We start from the raw sequence: 20764 nt of genomic DNA, 5'->3' as shown, positions 1-20764 counted from the left end.
CCCTGGCTGCTTCGCCCCGGTGGGGCGGCTTTCCAAACGGGGCGCACCATAATGCGGAGCGCCCCCCACCGGAAGCCGTCCTTTGCGGCGACCCTTTGCTCCAATCGAAACGACTGCCGGAGAGGCTCAACGGATATTGACGCTGAGGCCGAATCCCGGAACCACCGGCCGCGGGGCGTACACCACCGGCGGCGGTGCGTAGATCACGCGCGGCGGCGGCGCATAAATAACGGGTGGCGGGGCGTAATACACATCGCGCTCTCGCCAATGGCGGTGGTGGGGGCGCGGACGGTCCCAACCGCGCCATTCCGGACCACCACGGCCCGGACCATGCCAGTCGCGGCCATGGTTTCCACGCCCGCGCCAGTCGTCATGCGCGGCGGCGGTGCCGGCGGTGGCACCCAGCATCGATCCGGCGACCAGAGCGCCCAGAACCACGGCTTTCAATCCAAATCCAAAGCGGCCAGTCATTCCGGCGTCCTCCTGGTGTCGGGGAGCGTTCGTTTCCCCTATGACCGGATGAACGCAGCCGTTCGCGCTTTCATTCCACCCATTCACAAAAGATTTCGTCCTACGACTTCGGTAGAAGGGGTCATGACCGCCCTCTCGACCCTATTCCCGGCACCGGGGTGAACAGATTGGGCGGACGGTAGGCAGGGCGGTCGGCCGGACGGCCGAAATGGTAGCCCTGCGCCAGTTCGAATCCCCAAGCGTTGAGTTGGGAGGCCTGGTCGGGCGTCTCCACCATCTCGGCGATGACCTGGACGCGGATTTCCCGGCACAGACCGACCATGGCGCGCAGGATAGCATCGTCGCGCGGACTGCCACCTAACCGCCTGACATAACTGCCGTCGATCTTTACGAAATCGACCGGCAGCGCCTGGATGTAGGGAAAGGAGGCGGCACCGGCACCGAAATCGTCCAGGCAGATGCGGTGGCCGACACGTCGTAGCTCCTCCAGGATACGGGCCGCGCGCGGCAGGTCGGTGAGGCCGGTCGATTCCGTCACCTCAACCAGCAGGCGGGATCGCAAGGCCGGATTGCGGCCGACCAGCCGCTGGAAGGCGACGACGAAGATGTCGCTGCCCAGAGAGGCCGCGGACATATTCACGGCAATGTGCAAGGCGGGGTCGGCGGCAAGAACCTCCAGCGTCTTCTCGCAGACCAGCAGGTCGACGTCATGGACCATGCCGACCTCCTCGGCGAAGGCGATCGTCGGTCCCGGAGCGCCGTTGGGGAAGCGGGCCAGGGCTTCGTAATGATGAAGGCCACGGGTCGCAAGCGAGACGATGGGCTGGAATTGCAGCTTCAGCCGGTCGTCGGTCAGGGTAGAGCGCAGGCTGGTCACCCGCGTCACCGTCTGATCGACCAGCAGCTTCACCGCATCATGCATGGTCGAGATGTCGAACCCGGAGGGCTGCTCGGCGAAGTTCTTCACCGTGAACATCAGCACCCGGCCGGCATCTTCCCGGCTGAGCCCGGGAGCGGCCATATCGAGCGTCAGGTTCTCCGTATCCAGCGGCTGGCCATCCCGCGACAGGCCGGCTCCGGTCATCGAGATCTCGGAAGCCAGCTCGGTAGGGGAGACATCGCTGCCATGGACCAGCCCGAAGCGGTCCTCGCCCAGCCGGGTGGCCAGCGTGTCGTCGGCGGCGTGGATGCGCAGAAGCGCCCCGACCTCCCCCAGCAAGCGCAGGGTCAGCTCCGGCCCCAGTCGCGACTTGACCTCGCCGAAGTTGGGAATCTTGATCAGCGTCAGCTTCGGCGGCGCGTTGCCGACATCGACGCCGAACCGCTCTCCCAGTTGCGCCTGGAAGGCGTCGGCATCGAGCAACCCGGTTTCCGCGTCGCGCGCCGGTTGACCCTCGCCACCGGCTTGGTTGTCAAGCCGGGTCAGCGTCAGTTGCACGTTGGGCGAGCGGCCGAGCCGATAGCCCGACAGAGTGGCCTGAACGCCGCCGTTCAATGAAATGACGCGCGGTTCCAGCCGCCGGTTGGATCCTGCTGTCCGTAAGAGGCGCCGTGTCAGCCCGCGGTCGCAGGCGGCGATGATCCGGTCGACCGGCTGCCCGATCAATTCCGCGTCGGTAATGCCCAGGAGATTCTGCAAGGCCCCGGCGGCAAAGCCGATGATCCCCCGCGCATCGACCTCGATCAACACGTCGGCGTTGGCAAACGCGAAACCGAGGAAGCGCGCGACGTCCGATGTCATGGAGCCTCGACATGAATCGCTGATGGACGGAGGAGAACCGACGCACCATCTCACTCGTGGCGCAATAATACGTCTACTAAAGATTCGCAGCCTAAACGTAAAGGAATTGCTACCACTAACGAAATTTCGTGGTTGGCGGCATTCGTAACGCGACGAGGTTGGGGAACGCTGCCGGAAGAGGTGCCACACCGTGTCTCGGAGCGGAGCTTCAAAACCAGCTGTCGTCCAGGACGGCACCGATTAGCAAGGCTACCGCCTGCATTTCCGGCAGCAGGAAACCGTTCAGCAAGTCCGGCGGAACCAGATCGCGGAAATACACCAGCGATAGCCCACCCACCGGCCTGCCGCCGATCCGCACGGGGATCGAGGCAATGCGCAGGCCCGGCGCCAGGGCCGGATATTCCCAAACGGTGTAACCGCAGTCGTGCGTTGCCGCGACCAGGGCAAGCGTGCCTCCACCGTATGCGGTACGGAGCCGTCGGGAACCGAGTCGCGGATGACGCGGGCAGCCTCGGCCTTGGGTAAGGCCGTCAGGTCGGCGAGGCCGGTGACGGAGGCGAGCATCGGGGAGCGTCGGTTTTCGAACAAGTTCAGCTTGATCGGGGCGGCGGAGCGGTTCGAACACCTCGATGACGACGAAGCGGCCCGCAGCAAGAAAGAATTCCGATAGCCATTTCACCCGAGCCCTCTACTCGTCGAGCAGAGGTTGCGCCATTTGGGCGATGGGGATCCGCCCCACCAGGGCGCAGTAAAGGTTGCGGACCCGGGCGGTGACCTTATAGCCCTCCGCCTCGCCGAGATCCTCCAGATGGCCTTGGAGGACCAGCGCTGGACCAGCCGGATTACCGTCGCCTTCGGCAGTCGGGACCTACGCACCAATTCGGCCACCATCGAGCGCTGAATCTCGTTGGCGACCTGTGGCCATGGGCAACGGTCATGGTCAGGCCTCATAGCGTCTGGCTGGCGCTGTCAGGCTACCACCACGCTGTTGCGCAGGAATGCTTCGAACTGGTCGACCGGCAGCGGCCGGCTGATCAGGAAGCCCTGGATGCGGGTGCAGCGCTGCTGACGCAGCATGTCCGCCTGCTCCTGCGTCTCCACTCCCTCGGCGATGGTATCGAAACCCAGACTTTCCGCGAGGTTGACGATGGTGCCGACGATCGCCGGATCGGTGGTGGACTTGACGATGTCGCGGACGAAGCTGCGGTCGATCTTAAGCGTGTCGATGGGAAACCGCTTCAGATAGGCGAGCGAGGAATAGCCGGTGCCGAAATCGTCGATGGACAGCCGGACGCCGATGTCCTTCAGCCCGTTAAGGATGGTCACCGCCTTCTCGATGTCGCCGATCATGGCGCCTTCGGTCAGTTCCAGTTCGAGCCGGCCGGCCGGGATACCTGCGGATTCAACCACGCTGCGGACGAAGCCGACGAGGCGGGCGTCCTGGAACTGGCGCGGCGACAGGTTGACCGACACCGACGGGATCGGCAGGTCGCGTTGGATCCAGTCCGCCAGACGCCGGCACGATTCCACGAGGGTCCAGGCGCCGATTTCCCAGATCAGGCCGGTTTCCTCGGCCAGCGGGATGAACTCGGCCGGGCTGACCATGCCACGGACCGGATGACGCCAGCGGATCAGCGCCTCCGCCCCGATGGTGCGGTTACCGGCAAGGTCGATCTTCGGCTGGAAATGCAATTCGAATTCGCCGCCGCCGCTCGCGCGCCGCAGGTCGCTTTCCAGCCCAAGGGTGAAGCCCGACCGTTCGCGCATCCCGCCGTCATAGAAGACGTATTTGTGTTCCGGGTTGCGTTTGGCGTGGTACATCGCGAGGTCGGCGTTGCGCAGCAGTTGGTCCGCCGTGTCGCCATCGTCGGGGTAGAAGGCGATGCCGATCGACGCCCCGCAGAATAGCTCCTGGTTGTGGACACCGAAGGGCTCGTCCATCGAATAGAGCACCTTCTCGACCAGCCGGGCACCGGCGGAGCGGTCGGCGGCGTCGGGGGCGACTATCAGGAACTCGTCCCCGCCCAACCGGCCCACGGTGTCGGTCATGCGGGTGCAGTTGCGCAGCCGGCGCGCCACCAGCTTCAGCAACTCGTCTCCGGCATGGTGGCCCAGCGTGTCGTTGACCTGCTTGAACCGGTTGAGGTCGAGGAAGGCGACGGCCACCTTGCTGTGGTTGCGCTGCGCCCGGGCGATGGCCTCCTCCAGCCGCTCGCAGACCAGCCAGCGGTTGGGTAGGTCGGTCAGCCGGTCGAAGCTGGCCTGGTAGCGGATCTGGTGTTCCTGCGACTTGCGTTGGCTGATGTCGGCGATGGTTAGGACGTAATGTTCCAGCACGCCGTTCGGCGCGCGGACGGACGTGACCGAAAGGGCGGCGGCGAAGGCATCGCCGGAATGGCGGAAGCTGGTGACCTCGCCCTGCCAGCGGCCGGACTGCCGCGCAGTGGTCCAGATCGCGTCGATGAAGTCACGCTCGTGCGAGCCCGGGGCGAACAGGACCAGCGGATGCCTCAGAAGCTCCTCGCGCTGGAAGCCGGTCATGATCTCGTAGGCGGGATTGATCGCCTGGACGGTCAGTTCGGGATCGACGATCAGGATGCCGTCGGCGACGCTGTCGAACACGGTGGCCAACAGCCGGATCTTCTCCTCGTGCTGCTTGCGTTCGGTGATGTCCTGGACAGTGCCTTCGTAATAGCGGATTCGGCCCGACGAATCGCGCACACAGCGCGCGCTTTCCGAAATCCAGATGATGGAGCCGTCGCGGCGGAAGACCCTCGCCTCGAAACTATGGACGCGGTCCTGGCGGGCCATCAGGTCGGCAAAGGCCTCGCGCTTGCCTGGATCGACATACAACTGGCAGGCGATGTCAGTGAGATTGGCGATCAGGTCGGCAGGAGAGGCGTAGCCGTAAATGTCCGCCAAGGCGGGATTGACCCGCAAGTAACGTCCATCGACGGTGGTCTGGTAAATGCCCTCGACGGCATTTTCGAAGATGCTGCGATACTGCTCTTCGGTGTCATGACTCATAATGCGCGCCTCATCCGACGCCAATTCCGAACCGTCTGGAAACAACATAAGCGTTCGACTCAAACAACGATTGTGGAACTTCCACCCTTCCGCAATGCGGCAAAGTAGACGCCGGTTCGATGAGGCCCGTCAAGCGACATCGCCGATACTGTGACATAGGACGAATCGAAAATATAACAAAAAGGTAACCCATTCTGTCCCATGAGAAACAGATTCGGTGCAATGACTGGGCAAGTCTCTGATTGATAAGGAGACTTCCATCCCGCATTGTTGAAAAATTGTAAGACTTCGCCCGAAGTGCGGGACCGAAGACAGGAAACGGGCGCGGCGTTTCCCGGCATTTATTCCTGCATAAATGATTGATTTTTACTCAGAGGCGCACAGCCGTTGGGCAGATCATGCCCCGACCGGCCTGCCGGGCATAAAAGCCGGCCGGCCGGCAAGGCCAGCGATACCCGTCAGTGGCCGTGGGAGACCTTGGCGCCTTCCTTCAACTGGTAGACGCGCGAACAATAGGGACATTCGACCTTCCCGCCGCGCTCCAGCGTCAGGTAGACCAGCGGATGGCCCAGCGCACCGCCGCCGCCGTCGCACCCGACGGTCGAGGTTTCTACTAGGATCGTCTCGGTCGGCTGCATGGCAGTCATCCTCTGTTTTGACAGGCGCGCCGGTTCACGCCATCGTGGACGCGCCCGCATGTCCGGACCCCCGTCGGGGGTGCCGCGCGCGCGGGCCGGATGATACCGATCGCGCGCCGCGGATCAACGGGGGAAACCACCGGATCCCGGGGCTTTTTCACCAACCGCAATCAAAATGGTTCAGGATCAATGGCCGCGCCCACCGATACCCCCACGCCCGTCTCGCTCCCGGCCAACGCGGTCGAACTGCGCGGTCTGACCAAGATCTACCAGCCGACCGGCAAGGCCGGGCCGAAGCAGGCGCTGAAGGGCATCGACCTCGCCATCCCGCGCGGCTCGCTGTTCGGCCTGCTCGGCCCCAATGGCGCCGGCAAGTCGACGATGATCAACATCCTCGCCGGGCTGGTGAACAAGACCGGCGGCACCGCCAGCATCTGGGGTCACGAGGTGTCGGAGCATCCGCGCCGCGCCCGCGCCTCGATCGGCGTGGTGCCGCAAGAGCTGAACATGGATCCCTTCTTCACCCCACGCGAAATGCTTGAGCTCCAGGCCGGCCTCTACGGCGTGCCGAAGAGGGAGCGGCGGACGGACGAGTTGCTGGACGCTGTCGGCCTCGCCGACAAGGCCGATGCCCACGCACGGTCGCTGTCGGGCGGCATGAAGCGCCGGCTGATGGTGGCGAAGGCGATGGTCCACACCCCCCCGGTGCTAATCCTGGACGAGCCGACCGCCGGCGTCGATGTGGAGCTGCGCCGCCAGCTCTGGGATTATGTGCGCACGCTGAACAAGTCGGGCACCACCGTGCTGCTGACCACCCACTATCTCCAGGAAGCGGAGGAGTTGTGCGACACCATCGCCATCATCAACCATGGCGAGGTGGTGGCGTGCGAACCGAAGACGACCCTGCTGCGCCGGGTGGACAACAAGGCGCTGTGCCTGACGCTGGAGCGCGACCTGCTCGCGGTTCCCGCCTCGCTCGACGGCTACACGGTGGAGCTGCCGGAGCCGCGGCGGCTGGTCGTCCGCTACCAGCCCAGCCGCCAGCGAGCCGGAACCATCCTGTCGGCACTTGCCGCGTCGGGCATCGGGATCATCGATGTCACGACCGAAGAGTCGGATCTTGAGGATATCTTCCTTCAACTGACGGGTGGTGCGCACGGCAACACAGGGGTAATCCATGCGGCATAGTGGATTGGCGGCTGTTCTGGGGTTGGGGCTTCTGCTTGGCGGCTGTGCCGCTGATTTCCAACCGATGGGAACGGCCGTCGTCCAGCCGGAGTTGAACGACCGCGTGCTGATCGCCGCCGATGGCTTCGAGCTGCCGATGCGTTCTTGGCTGCCGGCGGACGGCAAGGTGCGGGCGGCGGTGGTCGCCCTGCATGGCTTCAACGACTATTCCAACGCCTTCGACGGTGCCGGCCGCGATTTCGCAACACAGGGCATCGCTACCTATGCCTATGACCAGCGGGGGTTCGGCGCCACCCGCGAGCGCGGCGTCTGGGCCGGCACGCCGACGCTGGTCAGCGATGCCCGCACGGCGGTGGATATGGTGCGCCGCCGCCATCCCGGCGTGCCGGTCTATCTCATGGGTGAAAGCATGGGCGGAGCCGTGGTGCTGACTGCGATGACTTCCCCCAACCCGCCCGAGGTCACCGGGACAATCCTGGTCGCTCCCGCCGTGTGGGGCCGGCAGGCGATGGGCTTCTTCCCGCGCGCCGCGCTGTGGCTGACCTACAATCTGGTGCCGGGCATGGTGGTGCATCCGCCGCGCGATCTGGACATCCATCCATCGGACAACATTGAGATGCTGCGTGCGCTGGGCCGCGATCCCATGGTCATCAAGGGGTCGCGCGTCGATGCGTTGGAGGGGCTGACCGACCTGATGGGCGCAGCACTCGACGCCTGCCAGCATCTGCAAACGCCGTCGCTGGTCCTCTACGGCGCGCATGAAGAAGTTTTGCCGCCGCGGCCGGTCGAACGCGCCCTGAAGGATTTCGAAGCCGGCGGGAGACACGTCGTCGCGGTCTATCCCGACGGCTACCATATGCTGCTGCGCGACCTGAAGGGCCGGCTGGTCGTCAATGACATCGTCGCCTGGATCGACAACCCGAAAATCCCGCTGGCCAGCGGCGCCGACCGCGCCCCGCGTGCGCTGCTTGCCGCCAAGTGAGCCTTCAGGAGCAGGCTGCGGCACGGTGTCGCCCCTTCGATTGTGGTTGAATGTGCGTACCGTTGTCCTTGCTGTCCATTGCCGAAGCCGGGCGTGCGTAAGGCCTTGGCGGACCGATGGTTATCGGTTGCGCCTACCTGAAAGGCGCAGCAAGGCGATCGGTCCTTTGCAGCCAAAGGTATAATACCCCTTAAGACCAAAGCCACTCTGCCACTCCCGGCGGTTGAGGGCTAAGGTACCGCATAAGCGGACACCGAACGTCCCCGATGGGAGGAACCATGCACAGCGTAGAACCCCAGGGTACCCCGTCCATCCCAGTCCATATCTCCGGCAGCCAATCCGCCGACGTACAGTTGATCGCCGACCGCTATGGCTGGTCGACGCCGATGGCCCGCTGGTGGATGGCCTTCGCCGCATCCTCCGTCGGTCCGAAGCAGGACACCATGATCGCCTTCCTCGACAAGACCGTCGGCGGTGTGACGATGATCCGCCGGCGCTGAACGCCTGCGCGAAGGAAACGGTGAAACGGCCCTGCGGGGCCGTTTCGTGTTTGTGGAGGTTTGTGCCGGCCTGAAGCACTCACCCCCCGGGCGGAACGACCCGCCAGATGGCGGCAGGATTGCGGTTGGGATCCAGCCAGACATGCTGGAACTTGCCGATCCAGGTGAAGCGGTGGCCGCTGAACAGATCCTCGACCTGGACATGAGCCCCGTCGGACAAGCCCAGTTCCCACAGCGGCACCTCGATGGTCCCGCCATGGCCGTTGTGGGGATCGAGGTTAACTGCGATCAGGATCACGTTGTCCTTGGCCGCCGTCATCTTACCGTAGAGCAGAATGTTGTCGTCATAGGCGTTGTAGAAACGCAGGTTGGTGAACTGGTGCAGCGCCGGATTCTCGCGGCGGATGCGGTTGATGGCGGTGACGTAGTCGCGGATGTTGCCGGGCTTGTTCCAATCCCAGTGCCGGACCTCGTATTTCTCAGAGTGGTTGTATTCCTCCTTGCCAGGATAGGCTTCCGCCTCGCTCAGCAGGTAGGGGCCGTAGAGTCCATAGACACCGGCCAGCGTCGCCGCCAGCACCGCCCGCATCATGTGCGCCGGCCGGCCGCCGTGGGTCAGGATCGGCGGCAGGATGTCGGGCGTGTTGGCGAAGAAGTTCGGGCGCATGTACTCCCGCGATTCGCCCTGGGTCAGCTCGGTCAGATACTCGGTCAGTTCGGGCTTAGTGGTGCGCCAGGTGAAGTAGCTGTAGGACTGGGTGAAGCCGACCTTGGCCAGCCGCTTCATCAGCTTCGGCCGGGTGAAGGCCTCGGCCAGGAACAGCGCGTCGGGATAGCGGTCCTGCACCTCGCGGATCATCCATTCCCAGAAGGGGAAGGGCTTGGTGTGCGGGTTGTCGACGCGGAAGATGCGCACACCCTCCTTGCACCACATCAGAACCACGTCGCGCAGCGCGTACCACAGGTCCGGATAGGACTGGCGGTAGAAGCTGACATTGACGATGTCCTGGTACTTCTTCGGCGGATTCTCCGCATAGCGGATTGTGCCGTCGGGACGCCAGTAGAACCAGTGCGGATGTTCCTTGACCCAGGGATGGTCGGGAGAGCATTGGACGGCGAAATCCAGCGCGATCTCGATGCCGTGACGACCGGCCTCGCGCACCAGCCGGCGGAAGCTGTCGAAATCGCCGATCATCGGGTCGATGGCATCGTGCCCGCCCTCCTCGGCACCGATGGCATAGGGCACGCCGGGATCGTCCGGCCCGGGATTGAGCGTGTTGTTCCTGCCCTTGCGGAAGGCCCGGCCGATGGGATGGATCGGCGGGAAATAGAGCACGTCGAAGCCCATGTCGCGGACCATCGGCAGCAGGGTCACCACGTCGTCGAAGGTGCCGGGGCGCAACGGGTCGGGCGAGGCCGAACGCGGGAAGATCTCGAACCATGCCGAATACGCGCCGGCGGTTCGGTCGACATAGACCTCCAGTTCGCGGACATAGCGGGACTTGTACTGCCGCTCGCCATAGCGGGCCATGACGCGGCGCGGCTCGTCCGACAGGGCGTAGTCGATGGCCTCACGGCCGGTGAGCGACTGCATCCGCTCGATCACCGCCTCCAGCGCAGCGCGGCCGTCACCATGGTTCAGGTCCAGCGCCTGCTCGACGAAGCGGCGGCCCTCCACCAGTTCCAGATCGACGATCAGTCCGGCATCGACCTTCTTCTTGAAGTCGGCGCGCCAGCTTTCCCACACGTCGCGCCACGCCTCGATGCTGTAGGTATAGCGGGCGTTGCGGGTCAGCGGCACGCGACCGACCCAGCGGTCGTTCTCGAACAGGCGCATCGGCGCCTCGCTCCACTCCTCGTCGCCGTCCGCCTTGTACATGACCGATGCGGCAAGCACGAAGGTGCCGTCGGTGTAGATGTCGGCCCACACCTCCATCACGTCGCCGACCGCGCGCTTGATGGCGAAGCGGCCACCGTCCAGTTCGGGATAGACGGCCTCGATGGTCATGCGGCCGGCGGCAATGGAGTCCATCCAGTCCCGCTCCTCCACGTCATGCAGTTCGATCGCGTGGCTCCTGGCGGCACGGGCGCGGAAGACGCGCAGTTCCATCGGGCGCAGCATCATCGGCGTGCCGGGTTCCATCAGCAGCGCCTCGGCCTCCGGCGTTACGTCCTCGAACGCCTCGTAGGTGCCGCCGGTGGCGGCCAGCACCGGACCGACATCAAGCGTATGCGGCCGGTTCTCGTCCGGGTTCAGCAGCAGGATGGCACAGCCGTCGGGCTGGTCGAGCGCAGCGCCATCCACCTGCCGGATCAGACCCAGCACCGGCCCGTGGGGCGAGGTCACGCGGCGCTGCGGCCCCTCTACGTTCAAGGCGGGAGTGGCGGCCTTCATGGCGTTGACCGCGCCGATGAAGCCGGTGAGGTCGAGCTTCTGCTGCTCCCAGTCGGCGGGACTGGTGTTCACCACGTCCAGCTTGCGGGTGAAGCCGTATTCAAAGCCGACCGGCATCATCACGCCGGTCGAGAAGCTGGCGGCGAACAGGTAATGCATCTTCATCTGGGCGGCGAGGCGGACGGCATCCTGGCTGCCGACCTCAGCCGCCAGACGGTCGGTGTCGTGGCTCTCGGGGAAGGCAATGGACGGCGCGATCCAGCGGAACTCCTCATATTGGTCCAGCAACCAGTCGGCCTTGAAGTCCCACCATTTGGCGCTGTTGAACAGGAAGTCGAAGCCGGCGCCGCACAGCTCGCGCACCTGCTCCACCGTGCAGCCCAGCGTCTCGGCGAAGAACTTCACCTCCGGGTTCACCGCATGGGCGGCTTCGATCAGGCTCTTCCAAACCTCCGCGGGCACCTGATAGGCGGCATCGCAGCGGAACCCCTTCACGCCCAGACCGATGTAATGGCGCAGATAGTCGCTCCAATAGCTGATCAGGCCGGCACGCGACTCCGTCCTGTCATAGTCCAGCGACGCGAGGTCGCCCCAGACCGTGACGTTGTCGGTGTTGTTGGGATCGACGGCGCCGGGGCGATGCAGGTCGCCGTCGGGGCCGCGCCTGTACCAGTCGGGATGCCGGTCGACCAGCAGCGCGTCGCGGGAGGTGTGGTTGATGACCAGATCCATCATCACCGACTGTCCGTGCGCGCCGGCCTCGGCGATGAAGCGGCGGAGCAGTTCGTCGTCGCTCTCCTGCGCGCCGCCGCGCAGGGCGTCGTGCAGGCGGTAGGGATCTTTCACCGCATAGAGGCTGCCGGAAAATCCGGGCTGGTGGATCGGGTTCAGGAAAATCCAGTCGAATCCCATCCCCTGGATCCGCGGCAGGTGCCCGGCCCAATCGCGGACCGGTCCGACCAGCGTCGGAAACAGGTTATAGATGCGCGGTCCGACGATGCTCATGGAACCCCCTTCCTTGGCCCTGCTTCTTCGTTGACAGCCCACCCGTCGCCGTTGTCGGATCGACGAAGCGGGATCGGCACCTTTTCCCCGGGTGCCCGTCCTGGGTACGCGCCACGACCGGTAAGGTTGGCACCAAGCCCCCGCCGGTCAACCCGGCGGGGAGGCGAAGGTTCCGCCCACCTCGTGTGGCGGGCGGCAATCGACACCATCAGAACAGGATGCACCGCATGGCCGAGAAGTCCGGAAAAATCTCGAAAATCCGCCTCGGAAAGCTGGATCAGAGCAAGCTGCGGATCGACACGGCGGAGGAGTATGACCGCCGGCTCGGCAAGCTGCAGAAGGAACTGCTGCACATCCAGCAGACCTATTGGCACGAGAAGCGCCGGGCCATCGTGGTGTTCGAGGGCTGGGATGCCGCCGGCAAGGGCGGGGCCATCCGGCGCATGACAGAGCCGCTCGATCCCCGGGGCTTCCATGTCTGGCCGATCTCGGCACCGACGCCGGAGGAGCAGAGCAAGCATTACCTCTACCGCTTCTGGACGAGGCTGCCGGCCGGCGGCACCTTCGCCATCTTCGACCGGTCCTGGTACGGCCGGGTCCTGGTGGAGCGGGTGGAGAAATTCGCATCCAAGGACCAGTGGAAGCGCGCCTACGACGAGATCAACGAGTTCGAACGGCTGCTGACCGACGACGGCGTGCGAATCGTCAAGCTGTTCATGCACATCACCCCGGAAGAGCAGCTCGAACGTTTCCGCGAGCGCATGAAGAACCCCTACAAGCGCTGGAAGCTGACCGAGGAGGACCTGCGCAACCGCGCAAAATGGGACGACTACGTCAAGGCGACGGAAGCGATGTTCGACCGGACCTCCACCCCCCAGGCGCCATGGCACGTGGTGGAGGCGAATTCCAAATGGCATGCCCGGATCAAGGTGCTGGAGATCGTCACCGCCACCTTGAAGGAGGGGGTGAACATCGCGCCGCCGCCAGTCAACGGCAATGTCGCCAGGATCGCCGCGGAGATCCTGGGCGTCCATCCCGGCGTTTCGGAGGAGGAGAGAACGGCGGAGAGCTGACCGGCACTCCCCTCCCGATTGTTCGTTCCAGCCGAATTGTGTTGCCGCTGACCCGGTATTTATTCGGGTGCCGCCAAGCCTGACACTCCACCGCATTGCAATGCGGGAGGGGTGCCTCGGCACCGGAGCGGAATGGGTCGGTCTTCTAAGACACAGCGGAGCGGCGGGGAGCGGGTGGCGACGCCCTGCCCCTTCGCCGTCGATGACCGGACCATCGCCGGCCATGCCCAGGATATCCGGCTGCGGCTGTACCGCCCGCTGATCGGGCTGGCGGTTCCGGCCCTGCTCTACCTGCATGGCGGCGGCTTCACCTCCGGCTCGCTGGAGGAGGCGGAGGAGGCCGCGTCGGCCATCGCCGCAGCCGTGCCGGCGCTGGTGGTGTCGGTCGGCTATTCGCTGGCCCCCGCCCACCCCTTCCCCACCGCCGCCCAGGACGCCTACCGGGCGGCGGTGTGGACAGCCGATGCCGGGCGCGACCTCGGCATCGCCCGCGGCGGGCTGGGGGTCGTCGGCCATGACGCCGGCGGCCATGTCGCCACGTCCCTGACCTTCCTGGCCCGCGATCTCGGCGGCGTCACAATCGCCGCGCAGGCCCTGCTCGGCCCCATGCTGGACCCCAGCCTGACGAGGGCCAGCCGCGGCAGCGTCGGCGACGCACGCAGCATGCTGTTCGACCCGACCATGGCCGACTGCGCCCGCTGCTACCGCGCCTATCTGCCCGAGGCGGCGCAGCGGCTGCATCCCTATGCCGCACCGCTGGAGTCCTGCCGGCTGGGCGGGCTGCCGCCGGCCCTGATCGTCACCGCCCAGGACGACCTGCTGCGCATCGAGGCCGAACACTATGCCGCCGGCCTGATCGCCGCCGGGGTGCCGACCGAGGTCACCCGCTTTCCCGCCATTTCGCACGACGCCCTGCCCGGCCACCAGCCGGCCCTGCAGGCCGTCGCCGACTTCCTCCGCCGCCGGTTGCCCGGCGCGCGTGCCTGATAGTTTCCTCCCATGCCGGAGATGCACACCATGACCAGGTCCCGTTCGAAGCTCGCCATCCTTCTCGTCGCCGGGGTCGCCATCGCCGGCGGCATCGCCGTCAGCCAGAGCCATGCCGATGCGCCCCAGGCCGCGGCGGCGGCGCCGCCCCCACCGGAGGTCGACGTCGCCCCGGTGGTGGTCCGCAAGATCACCGACTGGCAGTCCTATTCCGGCCGGCTGGAGGCGGTCGAACGGGTGGAGGTGCGGCCCCAGGTGGCCGGCGCCATCACCGCCGTCCATTTCCGCAACGGCGCGCTGGTGCGCCAGGGCGACGTCCTGTTCACCATCGACCAGCGCCCCTTCGCGGCGGAGGTCGCCCGGCAGGAGGCCCAGGTCGCCGCCGCCCAGGCCCGCGTCCGCTTCACCGCGTCGGACCTGGAGCGCGCCCAGCGGCTGGTCCGCGACGACACCATTTCCCGCCAGTCCTTGGAGAGCAAGGAGAACGAGGCCCGCTCCGCCGCCGCCAACCTGAAGGCGGCCCAGGCGGCACTGGAGATCGCCCGCATCGACCTGGAGCACAGCCAGCTGCGCGCCCCGGTCTCCGGCCGCGTCTCGCGCGCCGAGGCGACGGTCGGCAACGTGGTTGCGGCCGGAGCCGCGGCGGCACCGCTGACCACGCTGGTCTCGGTCTCGCCGATCTACGCGTCCTTCGACGTCGACGAGCAGACCTACCTGACCTACATCGCCGGGATGAAGGACGAGTCCGCCGTGCCGGTGCAGCTCGGGCTCGCCAACGAGGCCGGCTATTCCCGTGACGGCGCGGTCGAGCATGTCGACAACCGCATGGACGCCGCGTCCGGCACCATCCGGGTGCGTGCCCGCTTCGACAATGCCGACGGGCTGCTGGTCCCCGGCCTCTATGCCCGCATCAAGGTCGGCGGCAGCCAGCCGCACGACGCGCTGATGGTGGACGACCGCGCCATCGGCACCGACCAGGACAAGAAGTTCGTGCTGGTGGTTGCGGAGGACGGCACCGTCTCCTACCGGACCATCGTGCCCGGCGCCGCCCAGGCCGGCCTGCGGGTGGTGAAGAGCGGGCTGGAGCCCGGCGAGCGCATCGTCGTCAACGGCCTGCAGCATGCCCGCCCCGGCACCCGTGTCAGCCCGCGCACCGTGGCGATGGACGGCATGGCGCCGGCCATCCGCACCGCGTCCACGGCGCAGTGACCGAGATCCGCCGGGAGAGCCGTCATGAATATCTCTAAATTCTTCATCGACCGCCCGATCTTCGCGGGGGTCCTGTCCGTGGCGCTGTTCCTGGCGGGTGCGATCTCGCTGTTCCAGTTGCCGATCTCCGAATATCCGGAGGTGGTCCCGCCTTCCGTCGTCGTCCGGGCGCAGTATCCGGGCGCCAACCCCAAGGTCATCGCCGAGACCGTCGCCGCGCCGCTGGAAGAGCAGATCAACGGCGTCGAGAACATGCTGTACATGCAGTCGCAGGCCAACAGCGACGGCAACATGGCGCTGACCGTAACCTTCCGGCTCGGCACCGATCCGGACAAGGCGCAGCAGCTGGTGCAGAACCGGGTGTCGCAGGCCCTGCCCCGCCTGCCCGAGGACGTGCAGCGGCTGGGCGTGACCACGGTCAAGAGCTCGCCGACGCTGACCATGGTCGTGCATCTGCTGTCGCCCAACGACCGCTATGACATGACCTATCTGCGCAACTACGCCATCCTCAACGTCAAGGACCGGCTGAGCCGGATCTCGGGCGTCGGCGAGGTGCAGGTGTGGGGCGCCGGCGACTATTCGATGCGGGTCTGGCTCGACCCCAACAAGGTGGCGGAACGCGGGCTGACCGCTTCGGACGTGGTAGCGGCGATCCGCGAGCAGAATGTCCAGGTCGCGGCCGGCGTCATCGGCGCGTCCCCCAGCCTGCCGAGCACGCCGCTGCAGCTGTCGATCAACGCGCAAGGCCGGCTGAAGACGGTGGACGAGTTCGCCGGCATCGTGCTGAAGGTCGGCCGGGATGGCGGCGTCACCTATCTGCGCGACGTGGCGCGGGTGGAACTGGCGGCGGCGCAGTACGGGCTGCGGTCGCTGCTGGACAACAAGCCGGCGGTGGCGCTGGCGATCAACCAGGCGCCGGGCGCCAACGCCCTGAACATCGCCGACAATGTCCGGGCGACGATGGCCGAGCTGAAGGGAGACATGCCCGACGGCGTCGATTTCAGCATCGTCTACGACCCGACCCGCTTCGTGCAGTCGAGCATCGAGGCGGTGATCCACACCCTGCTGGAGGCCGTGGCCCTGGTGGTGCTGGTGGTCATCGTCTTCCTGCAGACCTGGCGGGCGTCGATCATCCCGCTGCTGGCGGTGCCGGTGTCGATCGTCGGTACCTTCTCCCTCATGCTGCTGCTGGGCTATTCGATCAACGCGCTGTCGCTGTTCGGCATGGTGCTGGCCATCGGCATCGTGGTCGACGACGCCATCGTCGTGGTCGAGAATGTCGAGCGCAACATCGAGTCCGGCCTGTCGGCCAAGGAAGCCACCTACAAGGCGATGCAGGAGGTCAGCGGGCCGATCATCGCCATCGCCCTGACGCTGGTCGCCGTCTTCGTACCGCTGGCGGCGATGACCGGCCTGTCGGGCGAGTTCTACAAGCAGTTCGCGATGACCATCGCGATCTCCACCGTCATCTCCGCCTTCAACTCGCTGACCCTGTCGCCGGCCCTGTCGGCGGTGCTGCTGCGCGGCCACGACCAGCCGCAGGACTGGCTGACCCGCGGCATGAACCGGGTGTTCGGCGGCTTCTTCCGCCTGTTCAACCGGGTCTTCAACCGGGCATCCAGCGGCTACGGCCGCGGCGTCGGCGGGGTGGTGCGGCACAAGGGCCTGATGATGCTGGTCTATGTGTTGCTGCTCGGCGGCACCGTGCTGCTGGGCCGGGCAGTGCCGATGGGCTTCGTCCCGGCGCAGGACAAGGAGTATCTTATCAGCTTCGCCCAGCTGCCCAACGGCGCCTCGCTCGACCGGACGGAGGCGGTGATCCGCGAGATGACCGACATCGCCCTCAAGCAGCCGGGCGTCCAGAGCGCCGTCGCCTTCCCCGGCCTGTCGGTCAACGGCTTCACCAACAGCTCCAGCGCCGGCATCGTCTTCGTCACGCTGAAGCCCTTCTCCGAGCGCGGCGACGCCAGCCTGTCGGCCAACGCCATCGCCGGCACCCTGCAGATGCGCTATGCCGGGCTGAAGGAGGCCTTCGTCGCCATCTTCCCGCCGCCGCCGGTGATGGGGCTGGGCACGCTGGGCGGCTTCAAGCTGCAGGTCGAGGACCGCGGCGCCCTGGGCTACGAGGCGCTGAACGCAGCGGTCGGCGCCTTCGTCGCCAAGGCGATGCAGACGCCGGAGCTGGGGCCGACCTTCTCCAGCTACCAGATCAACGTTCCCCAGCTCGACGTCGATCTCGACCGGGTGAAGGCCAAGCAGCAGGGCGTGTCGGTCGGCGAGGTGTTCGACACCATGCAGATCTATCTGGGCTCGCTCTACGTCAACGACTTCAACAGCTTCGGCCGCGTCTACCAGGTGCGGGTCCAGGCCGACGCGCCGTTCCGGGCGGAAGCCGCCGACATCGGCCTCCTGAAGACCCGCAACGACCGCGGCGACATGGTGCCGCTGTCCTCGCTGGTCCGGGTGGCGCCGAGCTACGGCCCGGAGATGGTGGTGCGCTACAACGGCTACACCGCCGCCGACATCAACGGTGGGCCGGCGCCCGGCTTCTCGTCCGGCCAGGCCCAGGCGGCGGCCGAGCGCATCGCGGCGGAGACCCTGCCGCGCGGCGTGCGGTTCGAGTGGACCGACCTGACCTACCAGCAGATCCTGGCCGGCAACTCGGCGCTGTGGGTGTTCCCGATCAGCATCCTGCTGGTGTTCCTGGTGTTGGCCGCCCAGTATGAGAGCCTGACCCTGCCGCTGGCCATCCTGATGATCGTGCCGATGAGCCTGATGTCGGCGCTGGCCGGCGTGTGGCTCACCGGCGGCGACAACAACATCTTCACCCAGATCGGCTTCATGGTGCTGGTCGGGCTGTCGGCCAAGAACGCCATCCTGATCGTCGAGTTCGCCCGCGAGCTGGAGGAGCAGGGCCGCAGCACGGTCCAGGCCGCCATCGAGGCCAGCCGCCTGCGCCTGCGCCCGATCCTGATGACCTCGATCGCCTTCATCATGGGCGTGGTGCCGCTGGTCACCTCGACCGGCGCCGGGTCGGAGATGCGGCACGCCATGGGCGTGGCGGTGTTCGCCGGCATGATCGGCGTGACCCTGTTCGGCCTGATCCTGACCCCGGTCTTCTACGTGCTGCTGCGCCGGATGGCGGGAGCCCGGACGAAGGAGGGGGGCGAGCGGGTGGCGGGTGCCGGCGCCGCGCTGGCCGGAACGGCCTATCATCATTGAGGGGAAACGGGACGATCCTGCTTCCGCGGCTGGGGGAACGGGATTCCCCCGGCCGCCGACACAAGATCGAGTGGCCGCCCTTCTCAGGTAAGAAGGGCGGTTTCCTGTGCAGTTTGCCGACATACCACTGTCACAAGATCGCGCAGTTTGTCGCGATCCACTCCGGCCCTTCGGCGGATATCGTCCGGTTCTACCTGCGTGTCATTTTCAAATTCCCACTGCCTGCGCAAATAGGCATGAATGGTCGCCAGTGGCGGATCGGACGGAGCCTTTCTGATCGAGAGGAATTTCGCCAACGCCACAGCATCTTTGTTCGTAGAGACATCACCGGCAAGCCGTGCCAGCAGAACCAAAGGACGCCTCGCCGGCACCTCCCGGACCAGCGCATTCAGCTTCTCCGCATCCTTGTGCCGGAAGGCGGCAAGCAATTTCAAACCGTAGGCTCCAGCGAAGGCCTCTTCCAGCTTGACCGGAACAGAGCGGCCATGGAGGTCGCCCACCAGCAGAGCCAAGGGATGGCTGGGTGTGCGGGAAAGCACCGCATCGATATCGGCCCAGGCACGCTCACGCAGAGAACTCCTGGATTCCTCTTCCAAGATGTCTAGCGCGGCTCCAAGGCGGAAATCGGCCCGAGAGCAGAGACCGTCATCGACAGCGAGACTGACTTTCTCGCTAACATCGGACAATTCAGACGCGTAAACCTGCGCGGCGTACCAATCCTGATGCTCCGAACTCGGCAAAGGGAATTCCGGAATTGACTGCCCGTCATCTCCATCGATCAATCTCGAAACATAATATAGACCCTTTTTTGCAACTCCGTCATTTCTGTTTTTCTCCAGCACTTCTTCAAATATCTTCTTTGCATCTAAACGACGATCGATGAAGCGCATCAGCAAATAGCCCAATGCGTTGTATGCAACGAAGTTGTTAGGGAAGTCCGCCATCGTCTTGCGGAACATCGCTTCGGCTTCCCGGCCGCGGCCTGGTTGACCGACAAGAAGCTGAGCCAAGGCATTTCGGGCAATTTTGTCGCGGGGAAAGCGGGCGACCGTCTCAACGAAGATCGCTTCAGCCTCTTGCACACGGGCGGGATCCGCACCGATAAGACCAGCAAGGATGTTGCGGATGGCAGCCACCTCGGGAAAGCGACGTCTTGCCTCCCACAGCACCATCTCAGCTGTCGTGGCCTGACCACTGCGGATCAGCACCCTCCCCCACAGGGACCAGCCATAAGAGTTGTTGGGGCCCCAATGGACCATGTGCATGGCTAGGTTGAGCGTCAATTCCCGGACCGAAAGCGGGATCGGGTCGCTTCGCAGCGCCGCATTGCCGATGGCGCCGGCCATCCGCAGGAACGGTTCGGCAAAGCCAGTGCGCTCCATATGCAGGCGTTGCGCCTCCAGCATCTGAAGAGCGTCAGGCATGACCTGCGATAAGGGCTTCGCGTTCAGCCGGTCCAGCATCCTGTTCGCCTCCTCGCGCGCGGGGAGATGGGGAAACGCGCTCTCCTCGATTCGCGAAGCTGCACATTTTGCCGACCGCATGCCGAGATCCTCCCGCCACCAGCGGGCTGCTGGCGTACGGGCGAAACTTCTATCCTCTAGCAAGGGTGAGACCAGCCGGCGCCATGTATCGGCAGAGCGGGGAAAAAGAACCTCCTTTTCCAAATGCCAGCGACGCATGAACAGGTCACGCTTGTCCGTTTCGTCCGGCAAGCCCGTAGCCCACCGGGCGAGCCCGTACAACAGCTCTTGCGGCGGCCGTTCCCGGCCGGGCAGGTTTCTTAAGCCGCAAAGCGCGATATCGATATAATAATCGGGCAGCAGGCCGCTTTTTGCCTTGTCGATCAGCTGATGCCAGCGGTACAGGCGCGGCTGGTCGGCGGGCTGGCGCAGCGCAAGGATCGACAGCAGTTCCGCCAACGGATCATGGGATTCCCCCAGCCGCAGGGGTTCCGCCCAGTTCCGCCAGACCGCATCACGAGCGTTCAGATCAGCGATCGTGCCGCGCAGTTCCAATCGACGGACGGCACGGAGGGCTGCGACCGTTTCACCGACGAAACGGACGATGCCATAGTTTACCCGATCGGTAGCCGAAACGGACCGGCGTGCGTCGAGCCAGGCCAGCATCGCCACGTCCAGGGCGTCACGATAGGCCGGATCGCCGTCGATCTCGCCGCTGACCATGACCAGCACGTCATCCGGCTCACCGCGCCAGTAAGGCGGCACGATCGTTGCGCCGCCAAGAAGCTTGGCAAGCGTGCGGCCTGGCCGCTCCATGAAATCTCGGACCCAAGGATGCCGCGTCTCGTCGGACATGTTCAGCG

14 protein-coding genes are annotated in these 20764 nt (G+C 65.6%); 7 read left to right on the top strand and 7 right to left on the bottom strand.

The genetic code is table 11. The features are described 5' to 3' along the window. Nucleotides 1-126 precede the first annotated feature (126 nt). The 5 genes from AL072_RS33545 to AL072_RS16795 form a co-directional block, all read right to left on the bottom strand. Nucleotides 127-438 (bottom strand): hypothetical protein, encoded by a 312-nt coding sequence (locus AL072_RS33545; protein ID WP_082109077.1) that lies wholly within the window; start codon nucleotides 436-438, stop codon nucleotides 127-129. A 154-nt stretch (nucleotides 439-592) separates the two neighbouring features. Continuing rightward, complete coding sequence (locus tag AL072_RS16810) at nucleotides 593-2212, bottom strand: EAL domain-containing protein (RefSeq protein WP_045583099.1); 1620 nt, start codon at nucleotides 2210-2212, stop codon at nucleotides 593-595. 208 nt (nucleotides 2213-2420) lie between these two features. Beyond that, on the bottom strand, nucleotides 2421-2891 hold the full coding sequence (locus tag AL072_RS34375) for a hypothetical protein (protein ID WP_144428270.1): 471 nt from the start codon (nucleotides 2889-2891) through the stop codon (nucleotides 2421-2423). 290 nt (nucleotides 2892-3181) lie between these two features. Then, entirely contained in the window at nucleotides 3182-5239 is a 2058-nt protein-coding gene (locus AL072_RS16800) for a sensor domain-containing protein (RefSeq protein WP_045583101.1), read from the bottom strand. A gap of 458 nt (nucleotides 5240-5697) precedes the next feature. After that, nucleotides 5698-5877, bottom strand: a complete 180-nt coding sequence (locus AL072_RS16795; RefSeq protein WP_425388590.1) for a zinc-finger domain-containing protein — start codon at nucleotides 5875-5877, stop codon at nucleotides 5698-5700. A 189-nt stretch (nucleotides 5878-6066) separates the two neighbouring features. Here AL072_RS16795 and AL072_RS16790 point away from each other — a divergent pair, with 189 nt between their 5' ends. From AL072_RS16790 to AL072_RS33540, 3 genes are all read left to right on the top strand, one after another. Then, on the top strand, nucleotides 6067-7065 hold the full coding sequence (locus AL072_RS16790) for an ABC transporter ATP-binding protein (RefSeq protein ID WP_045583103.1): 999 nt from the start codon (nucleotides 6067-6069) through the stop codon (nucleotides 7063-7065). Nucleotides 7066-7129: 64 nt separating this feature from the next. After that, the gene (locus tag AL072_RS16785) at nucleotides 7130-8047 is read left to right on the top strand and encodes an alpha/beta hydrolase (RefSeq protein ID WP_245636808.1); all 918 of its coding nucleotides are present in this window, start codon (nucleotides 7130-7132) and stop codon (nucleotides 8045-8047) included. 278 nt (nucleotides 8048-8325) lie between these two features. After that, nucleotides 8326-8547, top strand: coding sequence for a hypothetical protein (locus AL072_RS33540; RefSeq protein WP_245636807.1), 222 nt, complete (start codon nucleotides 8326-8328; stop codon nucleotides 8545-8547). Nucleotides 8548-8626: 79 nt separating this feature from the next. Here AL072_RS33540 and AL072_RS16780 read toward each other — a convergent pair whose 3' ends face one another. Then, a complete protein-coding gene (locus AL072_RS16780; protein WP_052710111.1) occupies nucleotides 8627-11947 on the bottom strand; it encodes a maltotransferase domain-containing protein in 3321 nt (1106 codons plus the stop codon). A gap of 227 nt (nucleotides 11948-12174) precedes the next feature. Here AL072_RS16780 and AL072_RS16775 point away from each other — a divergent pair, with 227 nt between their 5' ends. From AL072_RS16775 to AL072_RS16760, 4 genes are all read left to right on the top strand, one after another. Then, the gene (locus AL072_RS16775) at nucleotides 12175-13020 is read left to right on the top strand and encodes a polyphosphate kinase 2 family protein (RefSeq protein WP_052710112.1); all 846 of its coding nucleotides are present in this window, start codon (nucleotides 12175-12177) and stop codon (nucleotides 13018-13020) included. A gap of 174 nt (nucleotides 13021-13194) precedes the next feature. After that, complete coding sequence (locus AL072_RS16770) at nucleotides 13195-14007, top strand: alpha/beta hydrolase (protein ID WP_245636806.1); 813 nt, start codon at nucleotides 13195-13197, stop codon at nucleotides 14005-14007. A 30-nt stretch (nucleotides 14008-14037) separates the two neighbouring features. After that, nucleotides 14038-15216: an efflux RND transporter periplasmic adaptor subunit gene (locus AL072_RS16765; protein ID WP_281178662.1), complete on the top strand. Its 1179-nt coding sequence runs from the start codon at nucleotides 14038-14040 to the stop codon at nucleotides 15214-15216. A gap of 24 nt (nucleotides 15217-15240) precedes the next feature. Continuing rightward, nucleotides 15241-18438: an efflux RND transporter permease subunit gene (locus AL072_RS16760; RefSeq protein WP_045583106.1), complete on the top strand. Its 3198-nt coding sequence runs from the start codon at nucleotides 15241-15243 to the stop codon at nucleotides 18436-18438. A gap of 83 nt (nucleotides 18439-18521) precedes the next feature. Here AL072_RS16760 and AL072_RS16755 read toward each other — a convergent pair whose 3' ends face one another. After that, nucleotides 18522-20756 (bottom strand): tetratricopeptide repeat protein, encoded by a 2235-nt coding sequence (locus AL072_RS16755; protein ID WP_144428268.1) that lies wholly within the window; start codon nucleotides 20754-20756, stop codon nucleotides 18522-18524. Nucleotides 20757-20764: the final 8 nt, after the last annotated feature.

The sequence above is a fragment of the Azospirillum thiophilum genome, assembly GCF_001305595.1.
Lineage (GTDB): Bacteria > Pseudomonadota > Alphaproteobacteria > Azospirillales > Azospirillaceae > Azospirillum > Azospirillum thiophilum.
The sequence above is the reverse complement of the archived record's forward strand: the minus strand, read 5'-3'. Positions and strand labels throughout refer to the sequence as shown.